Origin of the sequence: Clostridium sp. AM46-21 (genome assembly GCF_003480025.1) — a bacterium.
Classification (GTDB): Bacteria; Bacillota; Clostridia; order Lachnospirales; family Lachnospiraceae; genus Coprococcus; species Coprococcus ammoniilyticus.
Map to the genome: position 1 here is coordinate 1 of NZ_QUIB01000013.1, position 20,633 is coordinate 20,633.

Genomic DNA, 20,633 nt, shown 5'->3' on the forward strand with positions numbered 1-20,633 from the left:
TACATATTTATATGTAAATCCTGATACTTCATTTACACTTTTTTCATACGTAACCTTTATATTATTTGAACTAATAGTCATAGTTACATAATCATCTATCTTTATAGTACCTAGATCCTCAACTTGCTTATTAAATGAAAATTTATATTTATCTGTTCGTAACATACTGGTAATTGTTGAATAATTTGTATATATGTATATTGTTCCCTCGCCCTGCAATTTTACAGTTCCATCATTCTGTGGTACACATCTTATCTGAATTGATCCATTACTATAATGAATATTACCGAAATGATGGCTATAACCATTATCGTTGCTTTTTTATTATATTTTTTCTGTTTTCACCACATTTCGGACAATATACAGCATTATCCATTACTTCTGCACCACATTTTTTACATATCACTTTTATTTCACCTCCGAATCAATCTGCTCTGTATCGTCTTCCAATGTTATATCTTCAATTTTAATCTCATAGTTTTCAGCTAACGCTTTTATTATCTTGTCCAACTGATCTGTTAAACCAGCATAGTCTATATTTAACTGTGTATAGTCTGAGCTAAATGTATATCGATTAATACTACTGTTAATAAATTAGCAACTAGAAGTGGCTTAACCCAAAGTACTGTTGAAAATATAATGTCTGGCAAAACAAAAAATCCTAAACTAAAAAATCTCCATAGACTAGCGATAGGTCTTGATATGACTGTTTCTGAATTATTAGATTTTCCTGAAATGAATAACACAGCGTTTGAAGATGAATAAATATAATAGCGAGGCAGTACATTTTATATATAAAAACATACTGCCTCGCTATTATATTTTTTATTCTCTATTCTCTGCTCCACACATAGCAGTATGCCTGTGTTCTCGCTGCAAATTTCGCTTTCTTAAGAAGTTCTCTGACTTCTGCCTTTGTATACCAGCCGGCTTCGATCTCTTCTAATGTAGAGGTACTCTTATGGAACTCTCCCCGTGCCTTTCCAACAACGCAGACATTTGTTTCATTTGAAAAACCGACCGCACTGTAGCTGGTTCCGATGAAATCATCGATCTCATATAATTCCAGCCCTGTCTCCTCACGAAGCTCACGCTTCGCACTCTCCTGCGGTGTCTCACCCGGATCGATCAGACCTGCCGGGAAGTTATATACCCATTCTCCCGGAGCAAGACGGAATTCCTTATCGATCAGGATCTTCTCGCCGGTCTCATCCGTAGCAATGATCACAACTGCATCTGCCATTTTGCCATGCAGTCCTTCAAAATCCGTAATGTCACCATTCCGGCTGATCATCTCATATACCTTCTTCTGATGATCCACTGTCTCATATGATATATCATAGCGGGTAATAAATTTACCTTCGCATTTCTTTTCTACTTTTTTGAATTGCATTTTCAAATAACACCTTTCGAGTACTAATATTATAAACCGAAGCCGGCATAACAAGATCCATATGATCCGTAACAGAAACGCTTATGTCTTTCCTTTAAGAAACCTCAACATCAAATCGGAATTTTGTATAAGCAGGATTCAGATAACTCATGGTAAACTCTACAATATTATAATCTGCATCCGCACCCTGATAATCGATCTTATAAATCGCAGTTCCACGTTCCACCTGCAGCAGCTCTGCGAGCCGTTCATTTGCCTCACATATGACCAGCTTCTGTCCAAAATGGCATGGCATATGTCCTTTTGCTTCCATATAATCATATAAAGACACTTTGGCGAAATCAAATTCATCCAGATCATCAAAATATTTTGCCGGTACATATGTATACTCCACTGCAAATGGTATATCACCCTCTGATCGTACCCGGTAAATTCCATATATCATCTCATCATCCGAAATTCCAAGCTTATATCCCAGATATTTACTTCCTGTGATCTCACCGGTCCCGAGAAGGCGGTTTTTTACCTCCATTCCACCCTTACGGAGCGTCGCTGTGATGCCGGTATTTCCTGCTTCATTTGAATTATCCAGATCGATCTTTTTCTTATCTCTTTGTGCAACATACGTTCCGGAACCCGGTTTACAAACCAGATATCCTTCTTCTACAAGCTTACTGACCGCACGTTTTACGGTCATACGGTTCACACCATAGGCTTCCGCCATTTTTCTCTCACTTGGTATTGCTTCACCCGGCAGATATTTTTTTTCATCTATTTTCTTGATAATAGAATCCTGTAATTGAATATATAATGGCATTCTATAATCCATGGAGCACCTCCTCCATCTTTTGCTTAATGACAGGATCTTCTTTTTCAAATGCGACCCATTCTTTATTGATCACCGATTGCAGATATTCCATAACCTCACCTTTCTCGTCATATGTGATTCCCTCTTTTTTTACAAGAGCAGTCAGCTTGTCAACATTCAAGGCTTTGGCTTCATTTTCATCAGCATATACAATTCCGACTGTTAATTCCTGTTTTTTGGGAATATGATGATATTCCTGAATCAAAATATCAAATAACGAATTATCTTCCAGATCAAACCGCATCAGCTTGGGAGCCTTGCTTTCCGGTATATATGAATATTCTATGGTGATCGGAACAGCCCTGTCTTCTTCTACGACCATACGGATACGGGTAATTTTGAATAACGGAGTTCCTAACGGAAGCTTAATACTTTTATTCAGTTCCTTATCTACTTCCACACGCTCAAACGCCAACAATCTGCTTCTTGTTTGTGCCCCCATCTTTTCCAGCTTTTCACTGAATGATCGGATTCGGTCAAGATTAGATATCATTCTTCTGTGGGCTATGTAGTTGCCGCTCCGTTCCCTGCATTCTATGATCCCTTCATCCTCTAATAATTTATATGCAGATCTGACGGTAGCTCTCTGTACCCCAAACTGTTCAGCCAGATCCCGTTCAGATGGGAGTTTTTCTCCTTCTTTCAGTTTATTTTTCATAAAGTAAAATTTTAATTCATACGCAATAAACTCATCTTTATTCATCAATTTCATGGCAAACTCCCTCCTGTACTTTATTAAGTATAGCAACTTTTCCAAACGCAAACAAGCAGGAAATGTCAGTTTATAAGACCAAAAACAGACCCGTACATGTGCGGATCTGTCTCTGTATACTTTTTATAACTCTCTTATTTTTTTCCTTAACGGAAGTATCATACCCGGTGCAACTGATAACTCATCAATGTTCATCTGTAAAAACCTTTCTGTCAGACTTAGATCGGCTGCAAGTTCACCGCATATTCCAATCCACTTTCCTTCTGCATGAGCATTCTCTGCTGCCATTTGGATCATAGATAACACCGCCGGATGGTGTGAATCATAGAAGGAATCCAGATTCCGGTTCTGGCGATCAATTGCCAGAGTGTACTGCGTCAGATCATTTGTTCCGACACTAAAGAAATCCACTTCCTTTGCCAGCTCTCTGCTGATCATAACCGCAGCCGGAGTCTCAATCATTATACCGGTTTCAATCTGATCGGAAAATGCTATTCCATCTGCACGAAGTCCGGTCTTCACCTCGTCCATTATCTCTTTAATACGACGAACCTCTGATACCGAAATGATCATCGGAAACATGATCGCAATTTGGCCATACGCGGATGCTCTGAAAATAGCTCTAAGCTGGGTCTTAAATAATTCGGGTCTGGTCAGACATATCCTGATCGCACGGAACCCCATTGCCGGATTATCCTCTTTTTCCAGATTAAAATATCCAACCTGTTTATCTGCTCCGATATCCAACGTACGGATGATCACCCTTTTTCCGGCCATCATTTCCGCTACCTGTCTATAAGCTGCAAACTGCTGTTCCTCTGTTGGATAAGTTTCATTTTCCAGATATAAGAATTCGCTTCTGAATAACCCGATACCACCGGCGTCATTTCGGAGTGCCGCTCCTACATCTGATACATTGGCAATATTGGCATAAAGGTTAATCTTCTGCCCGGATCTGGTTACATTTTCTTTGCCCTTCAATGTCTCCAGAAGCTCACGCTGTTCCTGTTCGACAGCTTGCTTTTTTCTCATGGCAACAAGGATTTCTTCATCCGGATCAATATAGATCTTTCCTTCCTGACCGTCTACGATTGCAAGTCTTCCGTCATATTTCGGTGTTAATGTATCACCGATTCCTATAACAGCCGGAATATTCATGGTTCTGGCAAGAATCGCTGTATGGGAATTTGCCGAGCCTTCCACTGTAATAAATGACAGCACCTTATCTTTATCAAGCTGAACAGTCTCGCTTGGTGCCAGATCATCTGCCGCGATGATTACCTGCTCTGTCATTTCAAATGAAGCATTCTGTTTTTTTGCAAACTGGGAAAGGAGCCTGTTCGATACATCCTTTACATCTGCTGCCCTTCCCTGCATATAGGCATCATCCATCGCTTCAAAGATTGCTGCATAATTATCAGATGTGACACCTATTGCATATTCAGCATTTACCTTTTGTGTATTTATAATATTCTCTACAGAATCATTATAATCCGGATCCTCAAGCATTAACTGATGTGCTTCAAAGATCATGGCATTTGCTTCTCCCACATCAGTAAGTGCCTTGTCATATAACTGCTGCAATTCAGAAAGTGCTTTTTCCTTTGCAGTCCGGAAGCGGCGTATTTCCGCCTCCGGATCATCGACATGACGTCGTTTTATCTGGATTTCGTCCCTTTTAAAGAATTGTATCTTCCCGATAGCAACTCCGCCAAATACACTTTTACCCTGTAATATTACCATATTGTCACCTCTTTAAAATCCGATCCTTTTACAGATGTTCCTGAACGAACGCTTTCAGGTTTGCTGCATCTTCTGCCTCGTTTTCACCTTCTACTTTTATCAGGATCTCCTGACCTTTTTTTGCTCCCAGACTCATAACTGCCATAACTCCTTTTGCGTTTACGGTTCTGGATCCAAATGTTACGGATACTGTGCTCTTACATTTTGCAGCAGCCATAACAAACTGTGAAGCCGGTCTGGCATGAAGTCCCTGCTCATCTGTAATTACATATGTGAATTCAACCATAATAACCGCCTGACCTTTTTAATATTCAAACTGACGATAGTAACGTCTGAATTCCAGACTATGTCCTGTATTCTGCTCATAATGAATAGCAAGTCGTTCTGTTAATATCGCGGTAATAATCATCGGAGAGCAGATTACACGGAACTCATCATCGATACCATCCAGAATGTAATCCTTGGTATCAATAATAACAGCTTTCTTTGTATGTTCTTTTACAAATCGTTCTACTCTTTCATCTAATGGTCGATATTCGTCCTCACCTTTTATTACAAATACCGGAACTCTGTCATCAACTAACTCCAATGGCCCATGGAAGAAATCAGCAGATGAAACAGTCTTTGTACGAACCCACTGCATCTCCTCTAAGATACACATTGTAAAGAGATAGGTCTCACCCCAAAGGACACCGGAGCCTGTAAACATTGTATATGGTTCATGTGCATATGTCTTTGCAATCTCGATCGCTCTTGGCTCAAATTTTTCTCTTGCCGCAAGGAGATCCTTAAACAGATTTTCCATCTGATCTGCCCATCTGTCATAATGTGGAAATTCTCCTCTGTTCTTTAAGATACGGAGCATTACAAAATAGTATAATAAGTAAGAATGCTCACAGTCACCACATGCATTATAAATCGGGTCTGTCAACAGATTTGCTAAAGGAGTTGTCTCATCCTTTGTAAATCCATATACATTGATTCCCTGATCCTTACAATATTTTACTGCCTTCAAGATCTCCATAGTATTGCCTGATGCAGAAGAGGTAAATACAAGAGTCTTATCTGTAATATGTTTTTTATTTTTTACCAGAAATTCACCTGCATTTTCAAGATAGATCGGAAGATCTGTATATTTCTTGGCTACTTCTACAACCGGATACCATTCTGCCCATGTTCCACCGATACCAAGCATACATACGCTGTCATATTCCTTTGCCGTGATCCGGTCAATCAATGCCTCAACCTCTCCTCTTAATGAGTATGTCTTTGCTCCGTCCTTTAAATATTTCTCTGCGTCAAATTTTTTTAATGCCATAGTTCTTTCCTCCTATTATTTTATTTTTTATTCTCCTATGATTGTTATATAAATTGTTCTATATTGCGGTCCATCATATTCACACAGATATATGTCCTGTGCACTTCCGCTTTTCAGCTTTCCATCTATAACCGGGAATACACAATGATTTCCGGTCAGATGGGCCTTTAAATGTCCGGTCGGATTGCCTGCCATCGCACCGTAGGAATCTAATAACCTCCCATGTGCATATTCTCCATCCTCAGGAACAAGTCTTTCCATCAGATGCCCAATATCATATTCCAGGCACTCCAGTCCTTCATTAACTGCAATTCCTGTTGTCGTATGTGCTGTTATAACATATACAACTCCATTTCTGATTTTGCTTTTTTCTACAACCTGCCTGATATCATCTGTAATTTTCACCAGACAGTTATATTCTTTTGTCAGCACCTCTATACTGCCATGTGTTACCATCATACCTCCAATCCCAGAAACTCAATCGCGTTCTGTCCAAATATCAGATCCTTGGTAGATTCTCTTATATCCATAGCTTCTATAGCCTTTTTCATTCTCCGCATCTCTAACCGCGGATCATCAGAGCCAAACATGATCTGATGTCTGAAGCTTCGATCGATCCAGTGCGGTCCCATATCCACTTCGAATACCTTGTGATAAAACTCCGGGGCTGTATCAAAATACAGGAATGCTGTATCCGCATAAACATTTCTGTATTTGAGCATCAGCATACAGGTTTCCTGCACCCATGGCCATCCGCAATGTGCAAGACAGATTCGAAGCTTTGGATGTCTGTATGCTGTTTCTTCAAACTCAACCGGCCTCGCATATTTAGATAAGGTATCCGGCTCTACCGACATTCCGCAATGAAACACGATCGGTTTATTATACTTCTCGCATATCTGATATATCGGCTCCATGTATTCATCTCCCGGATAGAACTTCTGCTTTGACGGATGAAGCTTCAGGCCTGCCAGATGATACTCTGCAAATGCTGTTTCAAGTATCTCTGTCGCATCCGGCCTGTGAGGATCTACACTGGCAAATCCGATAAAACGATCCGGATATGTTGCTGTCAATTCCTTTACCTGGTCATTTGTTCCTAGTATGCCTCCATATTCCGTAGTCAGATCCAGTGGAAGCAAAACCGCTTTATCCACTCCGGAACAATCCATCAAGGTTAACAGTGCATCAACCGGGATCTGATCCGTCTTGTATAAGCCATACATCTTTTTTGCAAATTCATTCTGATATTCCGTTTTGCATACCGGCTCTAAAAATGCAGGATGTACATGCATATCAATTACTATTTTTTTCACCTTACTACTACCTCCTTTTTAACCAAGGAAGCCAAAGAATGCTCCTGCTATTCCAAGTACAAGCATGATCAACATAATAAGCAACGGATTAACCTTCTTCTTCAATAACCAGTAAGTAACTCCAAATAGCAACAGCACCGGAAGGCCCGGGACAATGCCATTTAACAGATCCTGAATTGTACTTGCTTCTTCGCCGCTTCCAATCTGCGTTATAAAATTAATCGACGTCATATCCATCGTCATGCCGCCAACTACCATGATACCCATGATAGAGGCTACTTCCATAACTACCTTCATCAAACCGGATTCAACAATCTTTGCCATGGATTCACGACCCATTTTATATCCAAGGAATACTCCAAACCATCTGCAGAGATATGCCGGAATGTTAAAGATCAAAAGGAAGAGAATAGGTCCGAGAATGTTCCCCTGCAAGGCAAGTGAACATCCGATTCCTGTTGCGATTACCTTGATCGTGCCCCAGAACAGAGAATCGCCGATTCCTGCTATAGGTCCCATTAATGCTGTTTTTACTGCGCCAATCGAATCTGTATCAAAATCTGCATCCTGTGCATTTTCCTCTTCCATTGCGGCTGTGATACCCATCTGAAATGTTGCAAGATAATGGCTGGTCTGATATAACGTCAGATGACGCTTCATAGCAGCTGCCAGATCCTTCTTATCCGGATACAGTTTCTTTAAAACCGGATACATGGAAAAACAAAATCCTACATTTCCCATTCGTTCATAATTCCATGTATGTTCATATGTGATCTCTCTTAAAAACACCTTTGTGAGATCTTTTTTCGTAACTACCTTATCGTAGTCTGCATGTATCTTAGAACTCATCAAAATCACCTCCGTTATCTGCGGTTTCAACTACCGGTACCGCCCCCTGTTGCTTGTCTCCGAATATGCCAAATGTTACTCCGATTATCACAATAAGTACGGCAAAAATCGCAACTCCTGTTGTGGATATTCCAAGGTATGATACCAGGAAAAAGCCAAGGAAGAAAAATGGTGCAACCTTGCGATTCATCATCTGCTGTGCAAGCATTGCAAAACCAAGTGCAGGAAGCAGTGCTGCTGTTATATCCATACCGGACTGAACAAATTCAGGTATTTTACCAAGAAGTGCTGTTACTGCATCACTGCCAAAATAAAATGCAAGTGGGATGCAGACAATACCAAAAAGATTCTGAAGATATCCTGCGATCAGATAATCTCTGTTAAATGCCCGTATATTACCTTTTTCAGCATCACGGTCACATTTGTGGATCATAACAAGCATCAACGGCTGGCAGATACCGGTATTTGCCGCAAGCATTACGGTTGCGATCGGAATACCAAGTACTAAAGCTGTTTCCGCTCCGCCTCCTGACTGAATCGCAAGTGAAACACCGAGCACAGTGCCTGCGATCAGATCCGGCGGATTATATGCACCGATCGATACGGCTCCTACAAGTGCAAGTTCCATAGTTGCCCCCATAATAATACCGGCCGGAAGATTTCCCATTACCAGACCTACTAACGGTCCAAGAACGATCGGTCGCTGCAGGCAGCTTGTACCAAGCAGCCATTCTGAATAACCAAGCAGGCCGATCAGAAAAATAAGTATTGTTTTTAATATCATAATCTGTCCCTCCATTCATCCGTTAAAACAGCGATTTGCATTTAATTACTTTATCAGCCGGGATCATCTGAATAAATACATCAACGCCATCATCAACCATCTCTTTTACCAGAGCCAGCTCGGCTGCATCCATATATGCGCTTCTACCATATAATTTTGCATTTTCATGGTATGCAATGTTGCCGATATTTAATGTCTTTTCTCCTGTAGCTTCAATGATTGCTTTGGCTATTTCTACCGTTTCACAGATGATAAATAATTTATATTTATCAGTTACCCCGCTTTTCAATGCCTCTACAGCTTCCGCTGTATTTTTTACTACAACCTTTGTTCCGGATGGTTTCGCCATCTTTAGTGCGTTTAATCTCAGTGGATCATTTTTAACCGTGTCACTGACCAGAAGCAGGCAATCTGCCCCTAATGATGCTGTCCATGACACTGCTACCTGTCCATGTAAGAGACGATAATCAACACGAATTGATTTAATCATATAAACCTTCTCCTTTCTTTTCTGTCAATACACAGATTAAAAATCATCATCATCATACGTTGCATTTACTGTATTACAATAAACCATCATATCTTTAGCCTCTGCAACCGCACTTTCAATTACAGATGCCGTATCCTGATCCTCTGCACTCAACAGGATACCGATCACTGCAGCCAGATTCACACCGGCAACAACATGTATCCTTGGATCAGACAATAATGCGGATGCATTATTATTCACACTTCCGCCTAAAAGATCTGTCATTATCACAATCTCTGCCTCTGAATCCGCTTCAACAATTCTCTTTAATTCCGGAAGCGGATCCGGGCATTCATCTGTATAAGCATTGATACAGGTCAGATTTTCCTGTGCACCTGCCAGCATTTCAATCGTTGTCAACATTCCTTCGGCCATCTTTCCGTGTGTTGCTAAAACATATTTTCTCATCCGTTCTCCTCCCTTCTGCTCCTTTCAAGCTTTTCTTTCATAATCCTGTCATAGTCTTCTGTTTTTGGCGAAACAGCCTGTTCCATCCGGGAAAACAGCGGATGACAAGTAAAATTATTTTTTTCCTTTGTTACATGAGCCGCTATATATTGAAACAATGCAGCTGTATATAACGGTGTGATCTCTGCCGGAAGCCGGCATGGTATCCGAATCTGTCCATCTCGTTTATCGTGAACCTGATCCGTAATCATATAGCAGTGCTCCGTGATCAACAATGTTGCTTTATAAATATCATACAGTCGATCAGAGGTTTTACCACAATCTATAAAGAAAACCGAATAATCCGGAGTAAGCTGCATATCCGGTCCATGTATAAATTCTTCGCTTTCATAATATACCGTCGGAACTTTCAGAGTTTCCTGAAATTTCAACGCTCCCTCTCTGACCGTTGCCAGATTGGCTCCATCGCCGACCAGTATTGCTTTTTCCATACACAACAGATCCTGATATCGTTTTTGTACCAATTCTTTCGCCTGCATCAGGCAAAGCTCCTGCATTTCACAAGCATTCCGGATCTGGCTTACTGCAGTTTCATATTCCTGATCACTAATTTCTCTTTTTTGAAAACCTATCTCCAGTATCATAAGCATCAGGAACTCGATCAAAGTAGAATATCCAAGCGTTACATAATCAATGGTTTCATTTCCAACTCCATACTCCACAAGGTGATCCGTGTATCTGCTTGCACTGCCATTTTCATTCCCGGTTAACAAAACAAATGGTTGATGCTCTTTATCCAGCTCCTTCATAATTTCTATTATGTTTGTACTGCAGCCACTCTGGGATATTAAAATCGTAAACCGGTTCTTTTCTCTCTCCCGGTAAACATCCAGATATTCCACTGTACTTAATACACTGATATCGAATTTACTGTATTTTAAAAGAAACGGTCGAGCTGCATATGCTGCATTCAGGGACGATCCGGATGCGATCAGACATATATCTTCTTTGTCCTGATCCAGATACCAGTCGCATATCTTTTTGGTAAGAGACTTTCTCTTATCAAGATTATCTTTCATAATACGACCGGAAACCTGAATATAATATTCCATATCCTTCTTCATTTTCCATCTCCTTTTGTGGTTCTTTTTGTGAACCACTTTGTAAATATAATATACCACCTATCAACTGGTTTTGCAATACCAATTTTATATTTTTTTATACCAACTTGAAAATTCGCAAAAAAATAGAGAAACCGGTATACTTATAGTACCAATTTCTCTGTTTTTTTGATATCATTTTTTTAAATTACGGATTGCATCTTTTTAATTATCTTATTCACTTACAACCGTACGGTTACGTCCGGCTTCCTTCGCCTGATACAGCGAATTATCTGCCCGATTGAACCATGCCTTTGCACTCTCTCCTTTGGAATATTCCGCAACACCACAGCTACAGGTGATTCCACTGTTATTCATGAACTGGAAGTAGTAGCATCGGAATTCTGTTCTTACATCCTCTACGACATTGATCACCTTTGGCAGTTCAATGTTGCTGAACAATATAACAAATTCCTCTCCACCGTAACGGAATGCAAGACCATAGTCTTTTGATTTCTCCTTCAGCATCTTACAAAGAGCCTTGATAACCACATCACCATTGCTGTGTCCGTATGTATCATTTACATTCTTGAAATGGTCGATATCAAAGATCGCAATATATGCTTTCTCACCGGTCTCCTCGGTCTGCAGGATTTCTTTCTCCAGACTCTCCTCAAAGGAACGTCTGTTATATAATCCTGTCAGCGGATCTTTACGAAGCTCTGTCATAAGACTCATCTGACGAACTGTGAAATTGCCGATGGATTCCATCAGTTCCTTCGTATGCATATTCAGTAAGCACGTTACAAAGGTCAGTATAAATACCAATACAAATGATGTAACAACATATCCACTGAACCGCATCTGTGTCCAGTCATATAAATGATGCAGATGAATCTCATTGATGATAAGACTTGCCGATGCAAGAAGTGCGATCACGATCGTAATATTCTGATTCGCAAAGATAGCCGTGATCACGATAGCGATCGTTGGCATCAGCACCAGAATGATCGAATTGTAATGTTCAAATGCAGGTACTGCCAACACTGTAAACATCATCAGGGAAACCAGCCAGTCTGCACCATTATCGGTTAATTTATTCTTCTTTAAAGCGACCAGCGTTCCTGTCAATGCTGCTGCATATATCAGAAATGGCACTACAACATATAATGTAATATATGCTCCACCGGACATCCCGAGATCTGCCTTATCATTTCCTATATTCGTCATACACATGATCAATTCAACAACCATGAATATACACGCTAACGTCAGAAATACCTTCCATAACAACATCTGCCATTTTTTGCTGATATTAACAGTGATTGTATCGTTCATCACGAATTCTCCTTAAATAGCCCTCAGTTTTCCTTTCCCATGTGAAAACACTCACATAGATGATTTTACACTATATCCTCTGTATCGTCCACTCTTTTTTGTCAAAAATACCTAAAAAAACACATTTTACAGATGAAAACCTATACATAATGTAACATTTACCAATTTTGACGTTGGATTTTTCTCATTAATCAGGTTGATTTTCGTATCTTCCGGTTAAAGTAGTCAGCGACATTTACTATACAAACGCCAGCTGACACAAAGATACCTCCTGTCTTTTGAACAGGAGGCATCCTTGGTTTGATCTGTATCTATATTTTTTATTATAATGCATAACCAACTTCAAATGCTTTCAGATTCATCTCAACAGTCTTTGGAGGAACTGTTGCCTTGATGACCTCAACCCATTTGTCATGGTCAAAATCCATATGCTTTGCGGCAACACCGATTATGATCGTATTGAATACCTTTGGATTGCCCAGCTTCTTTGCCTCTGCCATCGCATCGATCGAGATCACCTTATGCTTCTCTGATAATGTCTCTAAGATGTGATCCGGATATTCTGCCTGACCGGTTACAACCGTGATCGGATCGATTCTCTGATCATTTGCAATAATTACGCCATCCTTCTTCAGAAAATGAGCATAACGCATAGCTTCCAGCTTCTCAAATGCGATCAGAACATCTGCATGACCTTCTTCTACAATCGGTTCCGCAACCTTCTCACCATATCTTACATATGTAACAACACTACCGCCTCTCTGGCTCATACCATGAACCTCGGAGAGCTTTACATCATAACCTGCTGCTGTCGTGATACCACCGAGGATACGGCTTGTAAGAAGAGTTCCCTGTCCACCGACACCAACTATCATAATATTCTTTACAGCCATTAGAATTCCTCCTTTTCGATCGCATCAAACTTACAACGCTTCATACACAGTCCGCAACCATTACACATGGTCTCATCGATCTGGATCGTTCCATCCGGCTGCTTGATAACTGCCGGACATCCCGGCTTTAAGCACATACCGCACTTCTTACATTTCTCCGGGATAGCTCTGCATACACCTGTTACCTTGGTTGTCTTTAAAAGAACACAAGGAGACTTGGTGATAATAACAGAGATCTCATCCTTTGCAACTTCCTCTTTGATCAGCTTCTTTAAACCGTCAATGTCAAATGCATTGATCTCATGTACACTGTCAATACCGATCGCCTTACACAATTTATAAATGTTGATCGCATATGTAGGTTCACCCTGCAAGGTCTTACCGGTCGCTGCATGATCCTGATGTCCTGTCATACCGGTTGTTGAGTTATCAAGGATGATAACGGTTCCTGTACCCTTGTTGTAAACCATGTTCATCAGAGAGTTTACACCTGTATGCATGAATGTGGAATCACCGATAACCGCAACCCAGTTCTTGATATAATCTTTTCCTTTTGCTTTTTCCATACCATGTAATGTAGAAATGGAAGATCCCATACATACGGTTGTATCAATTACGCTAAGCGGCGCAACTGCTCCCAGTGTATAGCATCCGATATCTCCTGCTGCATGGATCTTCAGTTCGTTTAATACTGAAAATACACTTCTATGCGGACATCCCGGACAAAGGATAGGTGGTCTAGGCGCAACCTTTGCAGGTTCTTCCTGCTCAACCTTCTCGCCGAGGATCTTCTCTCTTAACATATTTGCACTGTATTCACCCTGAACGGTCAGAAGCTCCTTACCTACTGCATCGATGCCCCAGGCTCTTACCTGTGTCTCGATATGAGGCTCTAACTCCTCAATAACATACAGCTTATCAACCTTTGCCGCAAAGTCTTCGATCAACTTTCTAGGAAGCGGATTTACCATACCAAGCTTTAATACGGAGGCATTTGGCATTGCTTCCTTTACGTACTGATATGGAATACCGCTGGTGATAACACCAACGCTGGTATCATTCATCTCTACACGATTGATCGGCATATCCGCACCGTCTGCTGCCATGTCCTTTAATCTCTGTTCTACAAATACATGACGAGGGATCGCATTACCCGGCATCATAACCATCTTCTTAATGTCTCTCTCGTATGGCTTATCCTCTACTTCTACTCTGTCATTTAATTCAACAACGCCCTGTGAATGTGCCAGTCTGGTTGTTGTACGGAGCATGATCGGAGTATCGTACTTCTCGCTGCATTCAAATGCATACTTTGTGAACTCCTTTGCTTCCATACTGTCAGATGGTTCAAACACCGGAATCATCGCTGTCCTTGCTACCAGTCTGGAATCCTGTTCATTCTGTGATGAATACATACCCGGATCATCGGCTGCTACTAAAACCATACCACCCTTTACACCGGTATATGCTGCTGTAAATAATGGATCTGAAGCTACGTTCACACCTACATGCTTCATTGACACGATTGAACGGACACCGGCAAATGATGCTCCGATCGCAACCTCTGTTGCAACTTTTTCATTTGGAGACCATTCTGCATATATCTCAGGATATTTTACAATATTCTCACTGATCTCTGTACTTGGAGTACCCGGATATGCTGCTGATACCTTTACACCGGCTTCATATGCGCCTCTGGCGATCGCTGCATTACCGAGCATTATCTTTTTTTCACCCATTCATTTTATCCTTCCTGTCTTTTCTCATATTTGCCTTTTGGCAACTCTAATGCTTTATTATACAAGAATTATCAATAAAAGGGAAGTGCTTCTATACGTTTAAAATAAAAAAGCATATATCAGAGAAAAAAAACACCTTTTATGGCTTATATTTATTATGAATTTCGAGTATAAATAACCGGTCGTCTGTTAATCGCACTGCCACATCTGTGCCTCAGGTTCACGTTGAGATAACTTCTCCGTCTTCCGCACCAGTTCAAGGAATTGGCTCCGGTATAACTGATCGTTGCTTGCCTGAGCCATGTCCCTTTCATTTATCTCAACCGTGATTCCTGCTTCCGCAAGTTCTTCCGCCATCTTATACGTCGCTGTTCCTTTATATGTGCTGTCCGTAAGCAGCATTCCATATGCCGCAACCGCCGATGCAAAGCTCAGGTCATGAGACATTCCCTTTTGACCGCTTTCTGCCTTTATAACGGCTGTTTCCAGTGTGCTCTTATCTCCATCCGGCTCTTTGTAACGGATATTCACGGTTGCCAGTTCGCCGGAATAATCTGTACTCTGCTTTTTCGATGTATATTTTGTCTCTGTCTCCGGCACGTCAAATTCCGAATCGACTGGAACCACCTCATAGAGTGCAGTCACCACATGACCGGCTCCGACCTCGCCGCCATCCACCATATCATCTGCAAAATCTTCTGCAGAAAGCGTCCGGTTCTCATATCCGATCTGCCGATAACCTTTCACCTGCTCCGGATTGAATTCAATCTGTAATTTGACATCCTTTGCAACCGTATATAAGGTTCCACCCATTTCATCAACCAGAACCTTCTTTGCTTCATAGACTGAATCCAGATACGAGTAATTACCGTTTCCGTGATCTGCCAATGCTTCTAACTTGTTATCTTTCAGATTATCAGAGCCAAATCCCAGAACACTCAAGAATATACCGCTGTCCTTCTCCTCAGTGATCAATCCTACCAGATCACTCTCGCTTGTCAGCCCGACATTCAGATCCCCGTCCGTCGCAAGGATCACCCGATTATTTCCGTCTTTTATAAACTGCTGCTCTGCGATCTCATATGCCGTGATCAGTCCCGCACTTCCATTTGTGCTGCCGGATGCTTCCAGCGAATCCAGTGCCTCGCATATCGTATAGGCCTCCGAACCTGCCACGCCATTTAAAACAATCGTATCTGAACCCGCATATGTAACAATACTGATCCTGTCATTTTCATCCAGATTCTCCGCCAGCATCTTAAATGCTTTCTGTGCCAGCGGCAGTTTATTTTCCTCATACATAGAACCGGATGTATCGATCAGGAATACCAGATTGGATGCTTTCTTCTCACTCATATCGATCGCGGCCGTATTCAGTCCTACCATCATCAGCTTTGTATCTTTATTCCATGGACAATCCGCATATTCCGTATATACTGCAAACTTCTTCCCAGCCTCCGGGTCTGATACATAGTCATAATCAAAATAATTGATCATTTCTTCGACCCGGACTGCTCCTGTCGGCGGCAGCGTTCCTTCTTCGATATAACTTCTGATATTGCTGTAGGATGCTGTATCACAGTCTGCCGCAAATGTTGAAAGCGGTGAATCTTTAGTAGACACAAACCGATGTTCTTCCTGATAGTCATACTCTCTGGTATCATAACCGGATTCTCCATATCCGATTTTTACATATTCAGAATTTGATGCACTATCCATTACCGAGTTATATGTATCGGCAGCCGAAACCACACTATCACAAGCCTCTTCTTCTATACATTCCGGCACAGCCATATTTTGCTGTGACTGTCCGGATTCCGCTATATTTTCTTCAAATTCCTCTTTTATGGCTTTCTGTCTGTATCTTTCTGCGATGCTCTCCCGCTCCGTACCCGACCGGCTTTCCGTTCCCTGTCGTTCTCCATGCGTGCCTCCTGTTTCTCTCCCACTTCCGCAGCCTGCAAGGCAGCCCGCCATCATGCAGGAGATTATAACCACACTTACCATCCGTCTGATTTTTCTCATAAAAAATACCCTCCTTATCTTAGTCACTATCCGATAGCTGCATAATTTCTGCTCTGATCACCTCTGACGTTAGCAATTGTCGAATGTAAAAACGAAATTTTACAGCTATCTGTTCTATTTATGACTAAGATACGGATGGGTATCCTCTTTTTATGGATTTTTTTCTTACAGATCAACTACTGTCTGTTTAAGATCCATGCCTGTCGTTCAGAATCATATCGGAGAAGTGTACCTGTTACTTCTTCCCCTACTGAAAATGTCTCTGCTTCTTCCGGCTGCAATACGATGTCCTGACCGGTTATTAATTCCCCGGATGCATCAGATACCTGCAAGAGTTTTGCGGCATATTTTTGTACCGCATCCGGCTCTGCTGTTACAATCTCTGTGATCTGAAGTGTAACTGCTATATTACTCATTTCCTGCCATGCATCCATATCAGCTGATTCCGACACCTGAAGATCTGTACATCCCGCATTTTCCTGTGCATCTGTCTGACTCTTTGTATGGCCTGCTTCCGCCTGAACATCGGACGAATCCCCACCGGCTCCATTCATCAGTATAGCTTCTGTTGTATTCTGTGTCGGTCTGTTGGCAGTTTCATTCTGTACTGTCTCCGGTATGGAATCCGCTGTTTCATCCACATAATCTTCCGCCCGATCGGATATATTTGAATTCTCTGCTGCATCCAGCCCATCATTTGAAACATCCGTTGTCCTGCCTGCATTTATTTCTTTCGAATGTCGCTTAGAATCAGACAGCAACGGTGTCGCGATCACTGCGGCCAGAAGAACCGCTGCGATCGCAAGAACCGGAATTACATATTTTACCTTTGAGGTTTTCTTTTGTTTTTCTTCTACATCCTTTGCTTCACGGTCAAGCCCTGCTTCGATCCGATCCCACAGATCCGGTGCATCTGCATCGATCCGGTTCAGATAAGCTTCTATGAATCTGTCTTCTTCCGTCTGTCTGTTCTTATTCTGTTCATCTCTCACAGCCTGCACCTCCTTAATTTTTGTATTGCCTGATTATAGATCCATGTGATCGTTCCGATCGGTCGCCCTTTCATTTCCGCGATCTCTTTAAATGTAAATCCTCCGACTACCTTCAGATCCAGAATCTCCTGCTCCTCCGGCTTTAACGTGGCAACTGCCTGCTTCAATGTCAGGCTCTCCACTACCTGACTCTCCATCGTCTTTCCTTCGTTTCGCTCCGGCATTTCATCCACCAGCATTTCACGATCGATCTTTCGTATCCGGTCGATCGCCATATTCTTTGCGATCGTCAAAAGCCATCTCTTATGACCGGTTCCCTTCTTATAACTGTCTGCGATCCGATAAAGCTTGATGAAGAACTCCGATGTAACATCCTCCGCTTCCTCTCTCTGCCGGATCGTATCATAGACCACCGCAAAGATCAGCTTCAGATATTCGTCATACACTGCCCGAAGGCTCTCCCTGTCTCCCTGTGCGATCGCAGACATATATTTTCCAAATTCTCTGTCTGTCATTTGTCTCTCCCTATAACCGCTATACGTTTTTACCCCTGTTTTTTATGGAATTTTTCCGATTTTCTATTACTGTTCATTCCACTTCAATTTGCTAATATTCTGTCCGGCTTCGTATAGACCCAATTCTCTATTATTCAAGAGGCTGTACTGCCAGCAATTCCATCACATACCCCTTCTTTCGCTCCTTCCATGCAAATGGCCAGAACAACCGCCGCTCCGCTTCAATCCGGATATCAAAATCCTTATGCATTCCGATGTCATGACGAAGCTGCAATGCTCCTTCAATTTCTTCAGGGACAAGATTCTCCCACTGATCCATAGCGGATTCATTTACAACTGCCCATTCTAACCCGAACACCATTAATTTCTCCGTCAGCATATAGATCACATCATTTGTCCGGGTAACCGCAGCTTCGTTTAATGCACGGATCGCATTCTCGATCATCTGCAATTCTTCCTCATCATAATTCTCCCGATACATATATAACAGGCCTGCAAATCTCGCATTCAACTGGCTGTGAAGTCCTACGCAGACGCTGTAGTCAAACCTTCGTCCAATCTCCGGCAATACCCTGTGGCTGTTGTCAAATGCAACCTGTTTCAAATGCTCGATCACGATCTCTGCTTCTTCCCCCTCTGCAAGCAATGCTTCAAACATTTCATAAGTCTCCAGCTCCACATTCCAGAATGGAAGATCCACGCAAATAGCATCTGTTGCCTCCAATCCATAGGTCTTACACGCCTGTGCAAGTCCCTCTGCATCCCGGTCGATCAAAACCAGCTTAAATCTCTCTGTAAGTCTTGCCAGATCGATGTCATTTGACCGTCCTGCTCCCCATATAGCAAGAACAGGCTTACACCCTCCTTCGGCCACACAATTTTCTTCTATAAAGTCTGTCAGCTTCTGTCGGTATCCCCGCCACTCTTTATAAGCATTCGGAAGAACCTCTGATGCAATCAGCCGATCCAAATATCTCATATAATTCACTTCTTTCTCGCATTATGCCGGTATGTGCAAGCACATCCGTTGCAATGCTCATTTTATCATGTCACCTGTCTATGTTTTTTTCGCATTATGCCGGCTTGTGCAAGCACATCCGTTGCAATGCTCATTTTATCATATCGCCTGTCGGCTCTATGTTTTTTTCGCATTATGCCGGCTTGTGCAAGCACATTCCGTCGCAATGCTCATTTTATCATGTTTTTATAGTATACTCTACCTTTAAAATGTAGTAGAATAATATGAACAATGATTTTTTGTCTATTCATGCAAAGTGATAAAATAAAGATTGCCTAAAACAGAAACGGAGATTATGAATATGTCTGCTAAAGATAATAATACAAATACAAATATATACAGAAGCTATATTGACGCTCTTCTATATCCGGAACAGAATCCTTTTATAGAAGACATGAAACGATTTGAGGAGCTTATGATGATGTACTCCTGTGCGATCAAGGAAGTTCAGACCAAGCTGGATGTATTAAATACAGATTTCAGCGTCCGCTATAACCGAAATCCAATTGAATTCATCCAGTCCCGAATCAAGAAACCGGTCAGCATCGCAACAAAGCTGTCGTCAAGAGGATGTCAGGTATCCGTGGAAAATATCGTATATAATTTGAATGATGTTGCGGGGCTTCGTGTTATCTGCTCCTTTATCGATGACATCTACGCCGTTGCAGAGAAGCTCATCAGTCAGAATGACATTACTCTGATTGAAGCAAAAGACTATATCAGCCATCCAAAGCCAAATGGTTACCGTAGTCTTCATCTGATCATAGAAGTTCCTGTCTTCTTTGCCGACCATACGAGAAATATGCGGGTAGAAGTTCAGATCCGTACCATCGCGATGGACTTCTGGGCAAGTCTTGACCACCAGCTCCGTTATAAAAAGGATGTCGCCGATCCCGAACTTATCTCCGGCCGCTTAAAACATTGTGCTGATGTTATCTCTCAAACAGACCTCGAAATGCAGGAGATTAAAAATATGATCTACGGAGATGGTGCTCAGCCACAGATCAAATTGTGTCTTGAAAAAAATACAGAAAATTTTTAAGAAAATCTTAGATTTTGTTTGACAAATTTATAGAACTGGTATAGAATACTA

The 20,633-nt window shown here is 41.6% G+C and carries 22 protein-coding genes; 2 read left to right on the forward strand and 20 right to left on the reverse strand.

From position 1 onward, the window contains the following. Positions 1-573 precede the first annotated feature (573 nt). A complete protein-coding gene (locus DW959_RS09660) occupies positions 574-765 on the forward strand; it encodes a helix-turn-helix transcriptional regulator (RefSeq protein WP_279221003.1) in 192 nt (63 codons plus the stop codon). Positions 766-832: 67 nt separating this feature from the next. Here DW959_RS09660 and DW959_RS09665 read toward each other — a convergent pair whose 3' ends face one another. The 20 genes from DW959_RS09665 to DW959_RS09760 form a co-directional block, all read right to left on the reverse strand. After that, entirely contained in the window at positions 833-1,393 is a 561-nt protein-coding gene (locus DW959_RS09665; protein ID WP_118615990.1) for an NUDIX hydrolase, read from the reverse strand. A gap of 94 nt (positions 1,394-1,487) precedes the next feature. Then, positions 1,488-2,222 (reverse strand): GntR family transcriptional regulator, encoded by a 735-nt coding sequence (locus DW959_RS09670; RefSeq protein ID WP_118615992.1) that lies wholly within the window; start codon positions 2,220-2,222, stop codon positions 1,488-1,490. Then, positions 2,212-2,973, reverse strand: coding sequence for a GntR family transcriptional regulator (locus tag DW959_RS09675; RefSeq protein ID WP_118484678.1), 762 nt, complete (start codon positions 2,971-2,973; stop codon positions 2,212-2,214). Before DW959_RS09675 ends, DW959_RS09670 begins: the two co-directional genes overlap by 11 nt. A 123-nt stretch (positions 2,974-3,096) precedes the next feature. Next, the gene (gene ptsP / locus DW959_RS09680) at positions 3,097-4,716 is read right to left on the reverse strand and encodes a phosphoenolpyruvate--protein phosphotransferase (RefSeq protein ID WP_021943615.1); all 1,620 of its coding nucleotides are present in this window, start codon (positions 4,714-4,716) and stop codon (positions 3,097-3,099) included. Between the two features lie 28 nt (positions 4,717-4,744). Beyond that, on the reverse strand, positions 4,745-5,002 hold the full coding sequence (locus tag DW959_RS09685; RefSeq protein WP_117785315.1) for an HPr family phosphocarrier protein: 258 nt from the start codon (positions 5,000-5,002) through the stop codon (positions 4,745-4,747). Between the two features lie 18 nt (positions 5,003-5,020). After that, the gene (locus DW959_RS09690) at positions 5,021-6,034 is read right to left on the reverse strand and encodes an SIS domain-containing protein (protein WP_117822927.1); all 1,014 of its coding nucleotides are present in this window, start codon (positions 6,032-6,034) and stop codon (positions 5,021-5,023) included. Positions 6,035-6,061: 27 nt separating this feature from the next. After that, complete coding sequence (locus tag DW959_RS09695) at positions 6,062-6,493, reverse strand: secondary thiamine-phosphate synthase enzyme YjbQ (protein ID WP_117822929.1); 432 nt, start codon at positions 6,491-6,493, stop codon at positions 6,062-6,064. Beyond that, entirely contained in the window at positions 6,490-7,350 is an 861-nt protein-coding gene (locus tag DW959_RS09700; protein WP_330599193.1) for an amidohydrolase family protein, read from the reverse strand. The genes DW959_RS09695 and DW959_RS09700 overlap by 4 nt, the downstream gene beginning before the upstream one ends. 18 nt (positions 7,351-7,368) lie before the next feature. Beyond that, entirely contained in the window at positions 7,369-8,199 is an 831-nt protein-coding gene (locus tag DW959_RS09705; RefSeq protein WP_117808702.1) for a PTS system mannose/fructose/sorbose family transporter subunit IID, read from the reverse strand. Beyond that, positions 8,189-8,983 (reverse strand): PTS sugar transporter subunit IIC, encoded by a 795-nt coding sequence (locus tag DW959_RS09710; RefSeq protein WP_173783667.1) that lies wholly within the window; start codon positions 8,981-8,983, stop codon positions 8,189-8,191. Before DW959_RS09710 ends, DW959_RS09705 begins: the two co-directional genes overlap by 11 nt. A 22-nt stretch (positions 8,984-9,005) precedes the next feature. After that, complete coding sequence (locus tag DW959_RS09715) at positions 9,006-9,473, reverse strand: PTS sugar transporter subunit IIB (protein WP_008401131.1); 468 nt, start codon at positions 9,471-9,473, stop codon at positions 9,006-9,008. 36 nt (positions 9,474-9,509) lie between these two features. Continuing rightward, entirely contained in the window at positions 9,510-9,920 is a 411-nt protein-coding gene (locus DW959_RS09720) for a PTS mannose transporter subunit IIC (RefSeq protein ID WP_118615996.1), read from the reverse strand. Continuing rightward, positions 9,917-11,044, reverse strand: a complete 1,128-nt coding sequence (locus tag DW959_RS09725) for an SIS domain-containing protein (RefSeq protein ID WP_118615998.1) — start codon at positions 11,042-11,044, stop codon at positions 9,917-9,919. The genes DW959_RS09720 and DW959_RS09725 overlap by 4 nt, the downstream gene beginning before the upstream one ends. Positions 11,045-11,254: 210 nt before the next feature. Then, entirely contained in the window at positions 11,255-12,358 is a 1,104-nt protein-coding gene (locus DW959_RS09730; protein ID WP_117808706.1) for a GGDEF domain-containing protein, read from the reverse strand. 323 nt (positions 12,359-12,681) lie between these two features. After that, a complete protein-coding gene (locus DW959_RS09735; RefSeq protein WP_117808707.1) occupies positions 12,682-13,251 on the reverse strand; it encodes an indolepyruvate oxidoreductase subunit beta in 570 nt (189 codons plus the stop codon). Then, on the reverse strand, positions 13,251-14,990 hold the full coding sequence (iorA, locus tag DW959_RS09740) for an indolepyruvate ferredoxin oxidoreductase subunit alpha (protein ID WP_021943606.1): 1,740 nt from the start codon (positions 14,988-14,990) through the stop codon (positions 13,251-13,253). The genes DW959_RS09735 and iorA overlap by 1 nt, the downstream gene beginning before the upstream one ends. Before the next feature lie 189 nt (positions 14,991-15,179). Further along, positions 15,180-17,015 carry a VWA domain-containing protein gene (locus DW959_RS09745; protein WP_243013964.1) on the reverse strand — a complete coding sequence of 612 codons (1,836 nt, stop codon included), beginning with the start codon at positions 17,013-17,015 and terminating at the stop codon, positions 15,180-15,182. Positions 17,016-17,191: 176 nt separating this feature from the next. After that, the gene (locus tag DW959_RS09750) at positions 17,192-18,007 is read right to left on the reverse strand and encodes a hypothetical protein (RefSeq protein WP_118616000.1); all 816 of its coding nucleotides are present in this window, start codon (positions 18,005-18,007) and stop codon (positions 17,192-17,194) included. Beyond that, a complete protein-coding gene (locus tag DW959_RS09755; RefSeq protein WP_118616002.1) occupies positions 18,004-18,522 on the reverse strand; it encodes an RNA polymerase sigma factor in 519 nt (172 codons plus the stop codon). The genes DW959_RS09750 and DW959_RS09755 overlap by 4 nt, the downstream gene beginning before the upstream one ends. A 130-nt stretch (positions 18,523-18,652) precedes the next feature. After that, entirely contained in the window at positions 18,653-19,501 is an 849-nt protein-coding gene (locus DW959_RS09760; RefSeq protein WP_118616004.1) for a hypothetical protein, read from the reverse strand. A gap of 340 nt (positions 19,502-19,841) precedes the next feature. On the opposite strand from DW959_RS09760, the gene DW959_RS09765 reads away from it, so the two are divergent. Then, a complete protein-coding gene (locus DW959_RS09765) occupies positions 19,842-20,582 on the forward strand; it encodes a GTP pyrophosphokinase family protein (RefSeq protein WP_330584342.1) in 741 nt (246 codons plus the stop codon). Positions 20,583-20,633 lie beyond the last annotated feature (51 nt).